This window comes from Streptomyces venetus (genome assembly GCF_039540295.1).
Classification (GTDB): domain Bacteria; phylum Actinomycetota; class Actinomycetes; order Streptomycetales; family Streptomycetaceae; genus Streptomyces; species Streptomyces venetus.
Map to the genome: position 1 here is coordinate 351,337 of NZ_BAABET010000003.1, position 13,228 is coordinate 364,564.

A 13,228-nucleotide genomic window follows, 5' to 3' on the forward strand; every position below is an offset into this window, starting at 1 on the left:
GGAACTCCCTTGTCTGCGGCCCGGGAGCACACAGAGTCGATGGCGGGAACGGCACCGCTCAACGGCGTGAACCAAGTCCTAACAGTCCCTTAGGGCAGGACCCTCAGGGCTCCCGGTCGCTCCCGGGGGCGAGGCGGCGGTAGGCGGCCCGGGCGTGGAAGAGGCGGGCCAGGGCCGTGCCGACGAGGGTGGCGGCGAGCAGGCAGGCGAGCCAGGTGGTGTCGCGGTGCCCGGCCCAGGTGAGGGTGCCGGCGGGCGGGATGACGAAGCCGTTGAGGAACAGCCAGCAGAGCAAGGCCGTGCCGGGTGCGGCCGTGAAGCGTGCGCACAGGCCCAGCAGGGCGGCCAGCAGGGACAGCACCGGCAGGGCCATTTCCGGGCGGCCGGGCCCCACCACGGTGTTGAGGAGCGCCACCAGCACGAGTGCGCCCCCGAAGGCCCCGGCCCACACCAACGGGGTCGCCACGGGCTTCGGGACGGGCCTGGCCGCGGTGCCCAGGGGCTTCCACTCGATCATGCTGGCGCTTCCTTCCCGGTCCTGCTGGACGGAGATTGTCCCGCGCGGGTGCTCGTCAGGGTGCCAGGAACCCTTCCTCCGGAGTAGCGGCCAAACCGGACAGCGACGCACGGGCCGCGTGGCCGGGGGCGCGTCGAGGCACGGGCCCTCGCCGATCGCGGGTCCGCTCCACAGGCTGCGGGCCCGCTCCACAGGCTGCGATCCGCCGCCGAACGGGACGGCCTGGCGGGCCCGTCGGCGAGCTGATCAGCGGGCGCCGACCCGGCCCAGTCCCCTGGCCCAGTCCAGGAGTCCGGGTTCGGCGAGGCTCGTGCCCAGCCAGTCGTGGTCGAGGTCGCCTCCCGGGAGGGACGGCACGACCGCCACGAAGAGCCCGGCGGCACGCGCCGAGGCGATACCCGTGGCCGAGTCCTCGAAGGAGACGGAGCGCTCCGGAGCGACGCCGAGCGCCGCGCACGCCGTGAGGTAGAGGTCCGGGGCCGGCTTGGCGGAGGGCACCTCGTCGGCCGCGAACGACACGGGGAAGAGGTCGAGGAGGCCCGCCGACTCCAGTGCGGTGTCGAGGAGTTCGCGCGGGCTGTTGCTGGCGACGGCCGCGGGCACGCCCGCCCGGCAGGCCCGTACGAGGTCGACCGCCCCGGGCAGGGCCTCGGCGCCCCGCTCCAGTTCCTTGCGCACCCGGGCGAGAAGGTCGGCGGCGATCTCCGCGCCTGCTCCGGGCCGGCCGAAGTGGCCGGCCATGGCCTCCCCGGCGGCCTCCAGGGTCCGGCCGAGGACCAGGGCCTTCTCGGCGGGGCCGAACGGCAGGCCGTGTGCCGCGAAGAGCGCCGACTCGGCGACCGACCAGCAGTCCTCGGTGTTGACCAGGAGACCGTCACAGTCGAAGACCACGGCCTCCGCACCGGCGGGCAGCGAGCGCATATGTGTCACCCCTTGCTTGCAACGGACGACAACTCTAAGACGAGGAGACGCGAAACTTCCGTGTTTCTGCCCGATATCGGGCAGAAACACGGAAGTTGAAGCGGGTCAGGTTCACACGAAGGCAGACTGGCCCGTGATCGACTTGCCGACGATCAGGGTGTTCATCTCGCGCGTGCCCTCGAAGGAGTAGATCGCCTCGGCGTCGGCGAAGAAGCGGGCGATGTCGTGGTCCAGCAGGATGCCGTTGCCGCCGAAGAGCTCCCGGCTCCAGGCCACGACCTCCCGCATCCGGGCGGTGACGAACGCCTTGGCCAGAGAGGAGTGTTCGTCGCGGAAGATCCCGGCGTCCTGCAGCCGGGCGAGCTGCACCAGCATGCCCCACGAGGCGGTGATGTTGCCCAGGCTCTTGACGAGCAGGTCCTGCACGAGCTGGAAGCCTCCGATCGGGCGGCCGAACTGCTCACGCTCCCGGGCGTAGTCGAGGGCGAGTTCGTAGGCGCCGACCATGACGCCCAGCGCCTGCCAGGCGACCCCGCCGCGGGTGGCGCGCAGGATCTCGGCGACGTCGCGGAAGGAGTTGATGTTCCGCAGGCGGTTCGCCTCCGGCACCCGGACGTCGGTGAGGGTGATCTCGGCGTTCTCCACGATCCGGAAGGCGGTCTTGCCCTCGATCTTGGCCGGGTCGAAGCCGGGCGTGCCCTTCTCCACGACGAAGCCCTTGACGTGGTTGTCGTCGACGTCGCGTGCCCACACCACGACGTAGTCGGCGAAGGTCGCGTTGCCGATCCACTTCTTGGCGCCGTTCAGGACCCAGGCGTCGCCCTCGCGCCGGGCGGTGGTGCGCATACCGCCCGCGACGTCGGAGCCGCCGAGCGGCTCGGTCATCGCGAACGCGCCGATCTTGTCCATCGCGGCCATCGCCGGCAGCCAGCGGTCGCGCTGCTCCTGGTCGCCGCCGGAGTGGATCGAGTACATCGCGAGGCCGTTGTGGACACCGAAGAAGGTGGCGACCGAGGCGTCGGTGCGGGTCAGTTCCATCGCCAGCATGCCGCTGAGCAGGTTGCTGACGGCCGGAGCGTGCTCGCCGTAGCCCTCGTAGGGCAGTCCGGCAAGGCCGCTCTCGCGGAACAGGTCGATGAGCTCCTTCGGGAACTCGCCCTTGGCCCAGGCGTCGTTGACCAGCGGCTTGACCTGGTCGCGCATGAGGGCGCGGGCCTTGAGGAGGATCCCCCGCTCCTCGTCCGGCAGCAGGGCCTCGTAGCCGTAGAAGTCCGCGGTGAGCTGGTCGTCGAGCGGTGCGCAGGTGGTGGTCATCTCAGTTCTCCTCCTTGTCCGCGCCGTCCAGGGCGGCCAGGACGGCGAGTTGCCTGCGGTCGCGCGCCCCGGCGAGTTCCGGGTACGCGGAGGAGCCGTAGGCCTTTTCCACGGCTTCGATGAGCCGTTGCTGTTCTTCCTCGTTCTGCGACGGGGTGCCGAGGCCCGCCCACAGCTGCTGCATCGAGGCGCCGATGTGTTCGGCCATGTGCCGGTAGCCGCCGGGTCCGCCGCCCAGGTGCGAGCCGAGGAACGGCCCGACCGTGGCCCAGCGCAGACCCAGCGAGTTCGTCATGACCGTGTCGAGCTCCTCGGGGGTCACCACGCCCTGCTCGACGAGGTACACGGCCTCGCGGCTGAGGGCGTTCTGGAGGCGGTTGCCGACGAAGCCGGGGATCTCCTTGCGCTCGACGACCGGGGTGCGGCCGACCGAGGTGTAGAAGTCCACCGCGTCCAGCACGGCGTCCTCGCCGGTGCGTTCGCCGGGTACGACCTCGACGAGCGGGAGCAGGTGCGGCGGGTTGAAGGGGTGGCCGATCAGGACCCGGGCGGCGGCCTCGTCCGGCAGCTCACGGGTGAACGCGCTGGACGGGATCGCCGACGAGGAGCTGAGCAGCAGCGCGTGGCCGGGCGCCTCCCGGACCAGCGTGGCGAACAGGTCCTGCTTGAACTCCAGCCGCTCCGGGCCGTTCTCCTGGACGACGTCCGCGTCCCGGACCGCCTCGGTGACGCCGGCGGCGATGTGCACCCGGTCGGCGAGGCCCGTCACGTCCAGGCCGCGGGCGGCCAGCTGCGGGGCGTACGTCGCCAGGGCCTCGTCCACGGCCTCGGCGAGGTCCGGTCGCGGGTCGCTCACCCGGACGGTCAGTCCGTGCGCGGCGAACAGCGTCGTCCAGGACAGTCCGATGGTCCCGGCGCCGATCACCGCGGCGGTACGGAAGGCGCGGTTCATGACGCGGCTCCCTTCAGGTAGTCGTGGACCGGCTCGACGCCGGACAGCGTCAGGTCGGTGAGGATGTGGCTAGCGGAGACGACCTCCAGCACCGGGAGGTCGGCCAGTGGGGCGAGCACGTGCTGGAACAGCTGGAGGCGGGCCGGGCCGGTCCACGCCTCCTTGACGGTGACGTCGGTGATGCGGGTGCGGACGAGTTCCTGCACGCGCGGCAGCCCGTCGTAGCCGGGGATCGTCTTGAGCATGAAGGTCGGCACGGTGATCTGTGCCTCGGCCTCGTCCCGGTCCAGCGGGTGGTGCTTGTAGCCCATGGTCGCGGTGGCGACCCGCAGGCCGCCGTGGTCGAGGGTGCCGACGAGCGCGCCGGAGTCGACGTACAGCGCCGGGGAGCCGAGGACCTTCGGGTAGGCGGAGACCTCGCGGCCGGAGGCGGTCGCCGGGAAGTTGTCGAGGTACATGGCGTGCAGGTACTCGCCGTGCTCGCCCTCGAAGTCGACGGGGATCGCCTGCCCGGCCTCCGTGTAGGGGCCGTAGCCGCTGACGTCGCCCATCTTCATCACCTCGAACCGGACCAGCGGTTCAGTGATCCGCAGGGGTTCGGGGACGACGGTCCGCAGCGCGTCGGGGTCGGTGCGGTAGACGACGTTGAGGTACTCCCGGTCGGTGAACCGCGGGACCGTCGGCGCGTACGCCGGGCTGGTGAGGGGGGTGGTGACGCGCTGCCGTACGTCCTCGGCCTTCATGGTCCGCTCACTTCCCCGTCCACCGCGCGGGGCGGCGCTCGGCGAAGGCGGTCATGCCCTCGCGTACGTCGGCGGAGGCCATCAGGGACTTCATCTCCGTGCGCTGGAAGGCGAAGGCCTCCGCGTCGGACGCGCCGTCGGCAGCGCGCACCACGCGCTTGACGGCCGCCAGCGCGAGCGGGGCGTTCTCCGCGAGCCGTTCGGCCAGCCGGAGCGCCTCGGCGACGGCCTGGCCGGGGGCGGTGACCCGGTTGGCCAGGCCCAGCGCACCGGCGCGGCGGCCGTCGACGGGCTCGCCGGTCAGCAGCAGTTCCATGGCGAGGTGATGGGGGAGGCGCTTCGGCAGCCGGATCACTCCGCCGCCCGCGGCGATCAGCCCGCGCTTGACCTCGGGCAGGCCGAACCGGGCGTCCTCGGCCGCGACGATCAGGTCGCAGGCCAGGGCGAGTTCGAAGCCGCCGCCCATGGCCGGGCCCTCCACGGCGGCGATCAGCGGCTTGTCCGGCCGGGCCTCGGTCAGGCCGCCGAAGCCGCGGCCCTCGACCTCGGGCGACTCGCCGCGCAGCGCGGCCTTGAGGTCCATGCCGGCGCTGAACGTGCCGCCCTCGCCGGTCAGGACGCCGGCCCGCAGCTCGGGGCCGGCCTCCAACTCGTCGAGTGCGGCGGCCAGGGCGGTGGCGACCTCGGCGTTCACGGCGTTGCGGGCCTCGGGGCGGTCGAGGGTGATCAGCAGGGCGGAGCCGATCCGTTCGGTGCGTACGAAGGGAGTCGCGGGGGTGCTGCTCATGGTGGTGGTTCTCCTGTGACGGTGCGGCGCTGCTCAGCGGGAGGCGGCGATCGCGTCGAGTTCGGCGAGGACGTCCTCGGTGTCCTGGCCCGCGACCGGCGCCAGACGGCGGATCGAGCCGGGCGTGGCGGAGAAGCGCAGCGGGATGCCGATGGTGCGGACCGAGCCCTCGGTGGGGTGCTCGACCGTGTCGAGCAGATGGCCGTCACGGACGTAGGGGTCGTCGTGGGCGCGGTCCAGTTCCAGTACCGGCGCCATCGGGATGCTGTGCTTCGCGCAGACCTCCGCCCACTCCTCGGTGGTCAGTTCCGGGGCGCACACGTCGACCAGGGCGGCCAGGTCCTCGTGGTCGGCGCTGTCGACGGCGTCCCCGTTCACGCGCGGGTCCTCGGCCAGGTCCGGGCGACCGGCGGCGGTGAAGAAGTCCCGGTAGTTCTGGGGGTTGTACGGGATGACGCAGGCCAGGCCGTCCTTGGTGCGCACCGCCTTGTGTCCCTTGAGCATCGACAGCGGGAACCCGGTGGGGGCGGTCTCGGGCACGTGGGTGTGTCCGGCCAGGTGCTCGACCAGGTTGAACGCGATCAGCGTGTCCGTCATCGGGATCTCGACGAGCTGGCCCTCGCCGGTCCGGTTCCGGTGCAGCAGGGCGGCCAGCACGCTGTAGGCGATGGTCAGCGAGGAGACCTTGTCGCCGATGATGGTCGGCAGGTAGACGGGCTCGCCCAGCGCGCGGTCGGCGATGTCGACCAGGCCGGAAGCGGCCTGCACGGTCTCGTCGTACGCGGCGTTGCCCGCGCGGTCCGAGTCGCTGCGGAAGCCCTGGGCGTGTGCGTAGACGAGGCCGGGGCTGCGGGCGGCGATGTCGGTGTAGGACAGGCCGAGGCGGTGCAGCGCGCCGGGCCGCATGTTGGTGATCAGCACGTCAGCGGTGTCGATCAGCCGCAGCGCCCGCTCGCGGTCCGTGTCGTCCTTGAGGTTGAGGGCGACGCTGCGCTTGTTGCGGTTGACGTTGAGGTTGAGCGGGGTCATGCCCGGTGTGGTCTTGTAGTGGCCCACGCGCACGGTGTCGGAGGGCGACTCGATCTTGATCACGTCGGCGCCCAGGTCGCCGAGGATCTGGGCGGCGTAGGGGCCCATCACCACGGTCGAGAGGTCGATCACCCGCACGCCCTCCAGGGGGCCGGCGACGGTGTCCGTGAGGTCCGTCATCACTTTTCCTTCCGTTCCTCGCTTCACCATGTATGTGTATCTGGAAACTAAGTTAGCAAGGGGGCATAGGAAACGGAACGAAACGGAATGACCGAATAACGAAAAGCGGTATGACCGCAGTGGTCATACCGCTTCGTAAAGCGATTCGTGGAGCTTTCGTGGAGCTTATGCGTGGAGCGGTTCGGCGAAGACCTCACGGGCGGCGGTGATGACTTCCTCCAGGTCACCGCCATGCGCCCGGTCCTTGCGCCACAGCAGGCCGGTCTCCAGCCGGGGGTGGAAATCCGAGAAGGGCAGGACGGTCACATTGTCGAGACGGTAATTCTGCACCGGACTCCGCGGATCCAGCATGGAAATGGAAAAAGCCAAGCCACTGGACACGATCTCGGAAACTCCCTCGAAAGTGGCACTGCCCAGTTCGATCCGTTTCCTGACGCCGAGCTCGGAGAGCTGCTGGTCGAGGCCGCGGAAGTACGCGTTGGTCACGGCCGTGGGGGACCCCGCGTAGGCGAGCTCGGTCAGTTCCGCCAGGGCGACCGACTCCCGCCCCGCGAACCGGTCCCTGGGCACGACCGCGCCGAGCCGCTCCGACATCACCGGCAGCTGCTCCAGGGCCGGGTCACCGCCGGCCGGGAGCCGGGCCAGGGTCAGCGCCAGTCTGCCGCCGCACACCGCGTCGACCAGCCGTTCGGTGCCACCCGGCCAGCGTTTGATCTCGAACCGGTCGGCGACCCGCTCGGCGAGGGTGTCCATCCGGGTCCGCAGATCCGGGTGGACACCGCTGGGCACGCCGAGCAGCAGGGTGGTCCGCCGCGGCCGGGCGGTCTCGTCCAGCCGCCACTGGATGGAGTCGACCTGCTCCAGGACACCGCGCGCGATCGGCAGCAGCGCGCTGCCGGCCGGGGTGAGCCGCACATGATGGGTGTCCCGGTCGAACAGCCGGTGTCCGAGCTCCTTCTCGAGATCCTTGATCCGCTGGCTCAACGGGGACGCCGCCATGTGCAGTTTGCGGGCCGCGGTGGAGAAGTTCAGTTCTTGGGCGACGGCGACGAAGTAGCGCAGGTGCAGGAGCTCCACGCCGTTCACCCTAACCGCAGGGGTGCCTGCGCTGCCGGTCAGCGGCGGCGCAGGGCCGGGTCGAGCAGGGCGGGCGGGGTGTCGTACTTCTCCTGTGGGGCCAGGTCGGTGCCGGGGGCCACGATCGCGTCGATCGCGTCGAGCACGTCGGGGGTCAGCACGGTGTCGGCGGCGGCGAGTTGGTCCCGCAGATGGTCGAGCGTGCGCGGCCCGACGAGCGCGCTGGTCACGGCCGGATGCGCGGTGACGAAGCCGAGGGCGAGCTGAATCAGGGTCAGACCGGCCTGGTCGGCGACCTCGGCGAGCCGCTCGACGGCGTCGAGCCGGGCCCGGTTGGCGGGAATGGCGGTGTCGAAGCGCTCCGGCATGAACGCCGAGCGGTTGGTCGCCACCTCCCGGCCCTCGCGGACCGCGCCCGAGAGCCAGCCCGAGGCCAGCGGGCTCCACACCAGGACGCCGAGCCCGTACTCCTCGGCGACGGGCAGGACATGGGACTCGATCCCGCGCTGGAGGATCGAGTAGCTGGGCTGTTCGGTGACGTAGCGGCTCAGCCGGTGCTCACGGGCGGCCCACTGGGCCTGTACGACGCGGTACGCGGGGAAGGTCGAGGAGCCGAAGTAGCGGATCTTTCCCGCGCGTTGCAGATCGGTCAGGGCCGACAGCGTCTCCTCGTCGCTGGTGTCCGGGTCCCAGCGGTGGATCTGGTAGAGGTCGACGTGGTCCACACCGAGCCTGCGCAGGCTGTTCTCCAGCTCGGTGACCAGCCAGCGGCGCGAGCTGCCACGGTGGTTGCGCTCGTCGCCCATCGGCATGCCCGCCTTCGTGGCCAGCACGATGTCGTCACGGCGGCCGGCGATGGCCTTGCCGACCATCTCCTCCGACTCGCCGGCGCCGTACATGTCGGCGGTGTCGATGAGGTTGATCCCGGCGTCGAGAGCGGCGTCGACGAGGGCGGTGGCCTCGTCCTGACCGGTGCGCCCGATCGCGCCGAAGTTCATCGCGCCGAGCGCGAGGGAGCTGACCTGCACACCGGTGCGGCCCAAGATGCGGTACTGCATGACTGTGTCTCCTGCTCTGGCATGATGAGTAAACGGAACGTCGTTCCGGAACGACGATACGGAACACGGTTCCGTTTTGACAAGCAGGAGAGAGCACCCCCGGCGCGCCGGGCGGGCACGAGGGCGGACGGAGCAGCGTGATGAACGACAGTGACGAGGGCGCCGGACGGCCCGCCCCGGACGGGCCCGCGGCCCCTTCCCGGCGGAAGGACGCCCGGCGCAACAAGGCGGCCCTGCTCGACGCGGCCGCCGCGGCCTTCGTCGTCTCCGGCGTCGACGCGCCGGTGCGCGACATCGCGGCCAGGGCCGGAGTCGGGGTGGGCACGATCTACCGCCACTTCCCGACCCGGGCGGATCTCATCGTGGCCGTCTACCGGCACCAGGTCGACGCCTGCGCCGAGGCCGGCCCGGCCCTGCTGGCGGACAGCGCGTCCCCGCACACCGCGCTCGGCCGCTGGATCGACCAGTTCGTCGACTTCCTCGCGACCAAGCACGGCCTCGCCGCCGCCCTGCACTCCGACGACGCCGGCTTCGACACGCTGCACGCCTACTTCATCGACCGGCTCGTCCCCGTCTGCGCGCAGCTGCTGGAAGCCGCTGCCGTCGCCGGGGAGATCCGCCCCGACATCGACGCCTACGAGCTGATGCGCGGCGTCGGCAATCTGTGCATCGGGGCGGACAGCGATCCCCGCTACGACCCGCGCCGGCTGGTCGGCCTCCTCGTCGCCGGACTACGCCGGCCCTGACGCCGTCAGGAGTCCTCGATGGTGATGAAGGGATCCCACTGGAAGTAGCCCTTCAACTGGCGGTGGCGGTCCAGGATCTGGAAGGAGAAGTGGTAGACGACCTGGCCGCGCTTCTTGACGGTCGTGCGCCAGTAGTGGTCCTGGTAGCGCTGGGTGTCGAACTCCGGCCTGCCCTCGCTGCCCTCCTTCGGCAGGGGGTAGATGCCGTCGATCACCTCGATCTCGGGGGTCCGGATCAACTGGTGCCCGCTGTCGTTGCTGACGTACCGGTAGAGCAGGGCCTTGTAGTCGCTGCCGAGCGACAGGGTCGTCTCGCGCCACCTGATGCTGTCCCCGGGTTCGGCCCGGAGGTTCAGCTCGGCTCCCGACGTGCCGACGATGTGGTCGTGCCGGGTGGTCATGTAGATCAGGCTGTGGTCGACCTGGGTCGGGGCGTCGGGGTTGCGTGAGGCGTTGGGGTTCTGTTCGACGATCGTCGCCGCGTCGAACGCGATCAGGACGTTGAGATCAGCCATGTGCCTGCTCCTTCGGAACCTTGTAGGCCATCGCGCGCGGGTAGTCGTGGCGGTGCAGACGGACACGGACCAGGAGAGGTCCGGCGTTGACCGGGTCGGCCGGGTCGGTGAGGCGGTCCAGGAGGTCGTCGAGGTCGTGGGTGTCGGTGACAGTGACTCCGTTGGCCGGGGTGTGCCGGCCGGCGAAGACGTCCGCGAGGCGGTCGTAGTGCCAGGGGTGGAGGACGTTGTAGTAGTCCGGTTCGGCGGCGTCCTGCCCGTCCGCGTAGTACTCCGGGTGCACCAGCATCTGCTCGACGCCGTAGAAGTGGCCGTTGTCCATGACGAACACCACCGAGCGGATGCCCAGCCTGGTGTGGGTGGAGAGCTCCTGGCAGGTCTCCTGGAAGGCGCCGTCGCCCACGAACACCATCGGGCGGGCGTACTCGCGTTCGGGGGCGAGCGCGGCGCCGGTGGCCGCGCCGACCGACCAGCCGATGGAGAGCCAGCTGACCTGGGAGAGGAACCCGCCCGCGGGCAGGGCCAGGTTCATCGAGCCGATGAGGGAGAACGCGGCGTCCGAGACGACCGTCCAGTCCTCCCCGGTGTCATGGTTCAGGAAGTGGTTGATCCGGTCGAAGACGCCGTCGTAGGTGAGGTGGTGTCCGGCCGTGCGGCGGGACCGCGAGGCGCCGGTGCGCAGGGTGGCGCGGTGCTGTTCCAGGGCCGCGGGGCGGTCGCCCGGTGAGCCGTGGTGGGCGTAGGACTCGGCGTAGTAGTCGGCGGCCAGGCCCCCCGTGCCGTACGCCTTCACCAGCGCGTCCTGGAGGGCCGGCAGCAGCAGTTCGAGCTGGACGTCGGGGAAGTAGGACGTGCCGACGCTGACCCCGCCGTTCGCCGCCATCACCCAGTCGGTGCCCACGCACTGCTCGCCGCCGAGGTTCTTCGACGTGGACCAGGCGCCGAGCCCGATCCGGCAGGTGGCCCAGTCCTTGAAGATGCTGCGCACGTCCGGGTGGCTGGCCCCGCCGTTGTACACGCCGTGGAACTCCGGCAGGTCCTCGTCCACGACGGCCTTGGCGCCGACGGTGGTGCAGAACGGCGCACCCGTGGCCTCCACCAGGTCGGTGAGCCGCTCGCCGAGACGGAACCGGTCGATCTCCTCGCCGGCCCACACGATCGGGCGGGGCCTGCCGTCCGGGCCGGGATGCTCCTCGATCAGGGTGAGGACCGCCTGCACGGCCTGGTCCAGCATGCGCCGGCCGCGCTCGCTGAACGGCCGCTCGCCGGGGACGATCGGCGCCCCGGGCTCGGGACACGGCTCGTCCCACAGGTCCTCCATGACCTCCAGGTAGACCGGCCGGCGCTCGGTGAGGCACGCGGTGAGCGCGGCGTCGATCTGACCGGGCGCGAGTCCCGGGTTGGAGATGACCTGCGCGTCCACGGTGACCTGCCGGTAGACGTCCAGGTTGCTCTCCGGGCGGGGGCTCATGTGCGAGGTGAGCAGCCCGAGGGCACGGTAGTTCTGCCACTGCTCGTACGGCGGCGAGGCGTTGACCGCGACGAGCGGGATCCGCTCGACGAAGGCGCCACCGCAGGCGTTCAGCAGATTGAACGCGCCGACGCTGTACGTGACCGCCGCCGCCCCCACACCGTGGATGCGCGCGAAGGCGTCGGCGGCCTGGCCCGCGCCGCCCTCGGTCGGGGTGCCGACCCACTCGATGTCGCCCTCGGCCCGCAGGGTCGTCAGGAACGGCCCGAGGTGGTTGCCGGGGACGCCGAACAGGTGGGTGATGCCCAACTCGGCGAGCCGCAGGGCGAGATAACGGGCGACCGTGCACCCGGGCCCGATCGCGGTCATGAACACTCCCTCTCGCGGGCGGTGCGCGGGGTGGTGACCGGTGGCAAGACGCGGTCCAGCTGCTCCCGCCACTCGTCCTTGCGCGGGTGAGGGGTGTGGCCGAGGCGGCCCGTGTCGATCAGGGTGTGCAGGGTCTGCCGGCGCGCACGGGTGGCGGAGTCGTCCCGAAGTGAGTCGGTCATAGCCTGCGATCGTAGATATGCCGGAACGATTTCCCGCTTTCCTCTCGGGACAACGACCTGAAATCACCGATCGCCCACGCCGACGGAAATGCGACACACCCGGCTGCCCCCTGAGGGAACGGATGATTCAGCAGGGACAGAGGGGAAGCGGAGGCCAATCCGGTTCGAATACCCGTGCGCGGAATGTGGACCTCCTGAAAACCGCGAAGGGCGTGGTCACGCCACCGGAACGGACCCGGCGCACGGCCCATCGGCCGGTTCCCGCCGTCGCCCCCATCGTCTCCCCAGGCATGAAACCCCGTTTCCCCGAAATGGATCAGTCAATTGGAAAGTCGCCCCTCCGGCAATGAGGGGTGATCAGGATGCGAACCGGGAGCGGAAAGACCTTGTGCGAATCCAGTGAAATTGAACGCCGCTCGGGGCGACCACAGCGGTTGGGTCGTTGTTTGAAACGGACCCGTGGGACGAGCCGTAGTAAGGAGAGTGGTGTCGAATGCGCAGGAGTACGAGCGTCGGGGTCATGGTCGGCGCACTGGTGCTGGCCGTCGGAGGATGCGGGGGCGGTGGGACACATGAGGACAGCGGCACGGCAGTGGCCGAGGCGACGCCGGATCGACCGACCGACCCCGCCGGCCCGCTGCCCGGGGCGGCGGACGGCAGGGACTACGGCACATGCTCGGACGGTGCGTGCGAGGTGCTGGTGACCTCCACGGCGGACATCACGGCGAACGGCGTGGACGTACACGTCTCCGTGGACGACTCCGTCACCTTCCGGACACCGGGCACCGTCACGACCCTCGGCGGCCGGGGCAGCGTGGCCCAGTTCGGCTCCGACCTGAGGGTGAAGGTCGTCGCACAGCACGGCAAGGACGCCGTGCTGGAGTTCGCGGTCCCCTGAGTACGCCACCTGACGGCTGCCAACGGGTGAATGCGAGCCCCGCGTGCATGGCGACCGCCGACGCACCGGGAAGGCATCCCGCACACCGGACGACGATGGGCGGAAACAGCCATGCCGAAGTTCCTCATCCAGGCCAGCTACACCAGCGAAGGCACCAAGGGTCTGCTCAAGGAAGGGGCGAGTGGGCGGCGGGAGGCCGTCGAGCAGGTCGTCTCCGGGCTCGGGGGCCGGGTCGAGGCGATGTACTTCACCTTCGGGGCGGACGATCTCGTGATGATCGTCGACTTCCCCGACGCCGTTTCCATGGCCGCGGTCAGCCTCACCGTCAAGGCCAGCGGGACCGTGCAGACCCGGGCGACGCCGCTGGTCACCCTCGACGAGATCGACGAGGCCGTCCGCCGGGAGGTCAGCTTCCGGGCCGCGGGGGCGTGAAGCGGGGACGGTGATCCGGCCGCGTCGGCCCGGCCCG

At 70.7% G+C, this 13,228-nt stretch carries 15 protein-coding genes; 3 read left to right on the plus strand and 12 right to left on the minus strand.

Features of this window, described 5'->3' with window-relative positions:
* Positions 1-103: 103 nt before the first annotated feature.
* The 9 genes from ABEA82_RS11415 to ABEA82_RS11455 form a co-directional block, all read right to left on the minus strand.
* The gene (locus ABEA82_RS11415; RefSeq protein ID WP_345661283.1) at positions 104-517 is read right to left on the minus strand and encodes a hypothetical protein; all 414 of its coding nucleotides are present in this window, start codon (positions 515-517) and stop codon (positions 104-106) included.
* A 246-nt stretch (positions 518-763) separates the two neighbouring features.
* Positions 764-1,438 carry an HAD family hydrolase gene (locus ABEA82_RS11420; protein WP_345661284.1) on the minus strand — a complete coding sequence of 225 codons (675 nt, stop codon included), beginning with the start codon at positions 1,436-1,438 and terminating at the stop codon, positions 764-766.
* 111 nt (positions 1,439-1,549) lie between these two features.
* Positions 1,550-2,752 carry an acyl-CoA dehydrogenase family protein gene (locus tag ABEA82_RS11425; RefSeq protein WP_345661285.1) on the minus strand — a complete coding sequence of 401 codons (1,203 nt, stop codon included), beginning with the start codon at positions 2,750-2,752 and terminating at the stop codon, positions 1,550-1,552.
* 1 nt (position 2,753) lies between these two features.
* Positions 2,754-3,704 carry a 3-hydroxyacyl-CoA dehydrogenase NAD-binding domain-containing protein gene (locus ABEA82_RS11430; RefSeq protein WP_345661286.1) on the minus strand — a complete coding sequence of 317 codons (951 nt, stop codon included), beginning with the start codon at positions 3,702-3,704 and terminating at the stop codon, positions 2,754-2,756.
* On the minus strand, positions 3,701-4,447 hold the full coding sequence (locus tag ABEA82_RS11435) for an acetoacetate decarboxylase (protein WP_345661287.1): 747 nt from the start codon (positions 4,445-4,447) through the stop codon (positions 3,701-3,703). Before ABEA82_RS11435 ends, ABEA82_RS11430 begins: the two co-directional genes overlap by 4 nt.
* A gap of 7 nt (positions 4,448-4,454) precedes the next feature.
* On the minus strand, positions 4,455-5,234 hold the full coding sequence (locus ABEA82_RS11440) for a crotonase/enoyl-CoA hydratase family protein (RefSeq protein ID WP_345661288.1): 780 nt from the start codon (positions 5,232-5,234) through the stop codon (positions 4,455-4,457).
* 33 nt (positions 5,235-5,267) lie between these two features.
* Positions 5,268-6,443, minus strand: coding sequence for a CaiB/BaiF CoA transferase family protein (locus tag ABEA82_RS11445; RefSeq protein ID WP_345661289.1), 1,176 nt, complete (start codon positions 6,441-6,443; stop codon positions 5,268-5,270).
* A 165-nt stretch (positions 6,444-6,608) separates the two neighbouring features.
* A complete protein-coding gene (locus ABEA82_RS11450; RefSeq protein ID WP_345661290.1) occupies positions 6,609-7,520 on the minus strand; it encodes a LysR family transcriptional regulator in 912 nt (303 codons plus the stop codon).
* 38 nt (positions 7,521-7,558) lie between these two features.
* Positions 7,559-8,578: an aldo/keto reductase gene (locus tag ABEA82_RS11455; RefSeq protein ID WP_345661291.1), complete on the minus strand. Its 1,020-nt coding sequence runs from the start codon at positions 8,576-8,578 to the stop codon at positions 7,559-7,561.
* Positions 8,579-8,718: 140 nt separating this feature from the next.
* Here ABEA82_RS11455 and ABEA82_RS11460 point away from each other — a divergent pair, with 140 nt between their 5' ends.
* Positions 8,719-9,324, plus strand: a complete 606-nt coding sequence (locus ABEA82_RS11460) for a TetR/AcrR family transcriptional regulator (protein ID WP_345661292.1) — start codon at positions 8,719-8,721, stop codon at positions 9,322-9,324.
* A gap of 5 nt (positions 9,325-9,329) precedes the next feature.
* On the opposite strand, the gene ABEA82_RS11465 is transcribed toward ABEA82_RS11460, so the two are convergent.
* The 3 genes from ABEA82_RS11465 to ABEA82_RS11475 are packed head-to-tail and all read right to left on the minus strand — an operon-like array spanning position 9,330 to position 11,861.
* Positions 9,330-9,839: an inclusion body family protein gene (locus tag ABEA82_RS11465; RefSeq protein ID WP_345661293.1), complete on the minus strand. Its 510-nt coding sequence runs from the start codon at positions 9,837-9,839 to the stop codon at positions 9,330-9,332.
* On the minus strand, positions 9,832-11,679 hold the full coding sequence (locus tag ABEA82_RS11470; protein WP_345661294.1) for a thiamine pyrophosphate-binding protein: 1,848 nt from the start codon (positions 11,677-11,679) through the stop codon (positions 9,832-9,834). Before ABEA82_RS11470 ends, ABEA82_RS11465 begins: the two co-directional genes overlap by 8 nt.
* A complete protein-coding gene (locus ABEA82_RS11475; protein WP_345661295.1) occupies positions 11,676-11,861 on the minus strand; it encodes a hypothetical protein in 186 nt (61 codons plus the stop codon). The genes ABEA82_RS11470 and ABEA82_RS11475 overlap by 4 nt, the downstream gene beginning before the upstream one ends.
* A gap of 493 nt (positions 11,862-12,354) precedes the next feature.
* On the opposite strand from ABEA82_RS11475, the gene ABEA82_RS11480 reads away from it, so the two are divergent.
* Both ABEA82_RS11480 and ABEA82_RS11485 read left to right on the plus strand, forming a co-directional pair.
* The gene (locus tag ABEA82_RS11480) at positions 12,355-12,759 is read left to right on the plus strand and encodes a hypothetical protein (protein ID WP_345661296.1); all 405 of its coding nucleotides are present in this window, start codon (positions 12,355-12,357) and stop codon (positions 12,757-12,759) included.
* Between the two features lie 111 nt (positions 12,760-12,870).
* A complete protein-coding gene (locus ABEA82_RS11485) occupies positions 12,871-13,191 on the plus strand; it encodes a GYD domain-containing protein (protein ID WP_345661297.1) in 321 nt (106 codons plus the stop codon).
* Positions 13,192-13,228 lie beyond the last annotated feature (37 nt).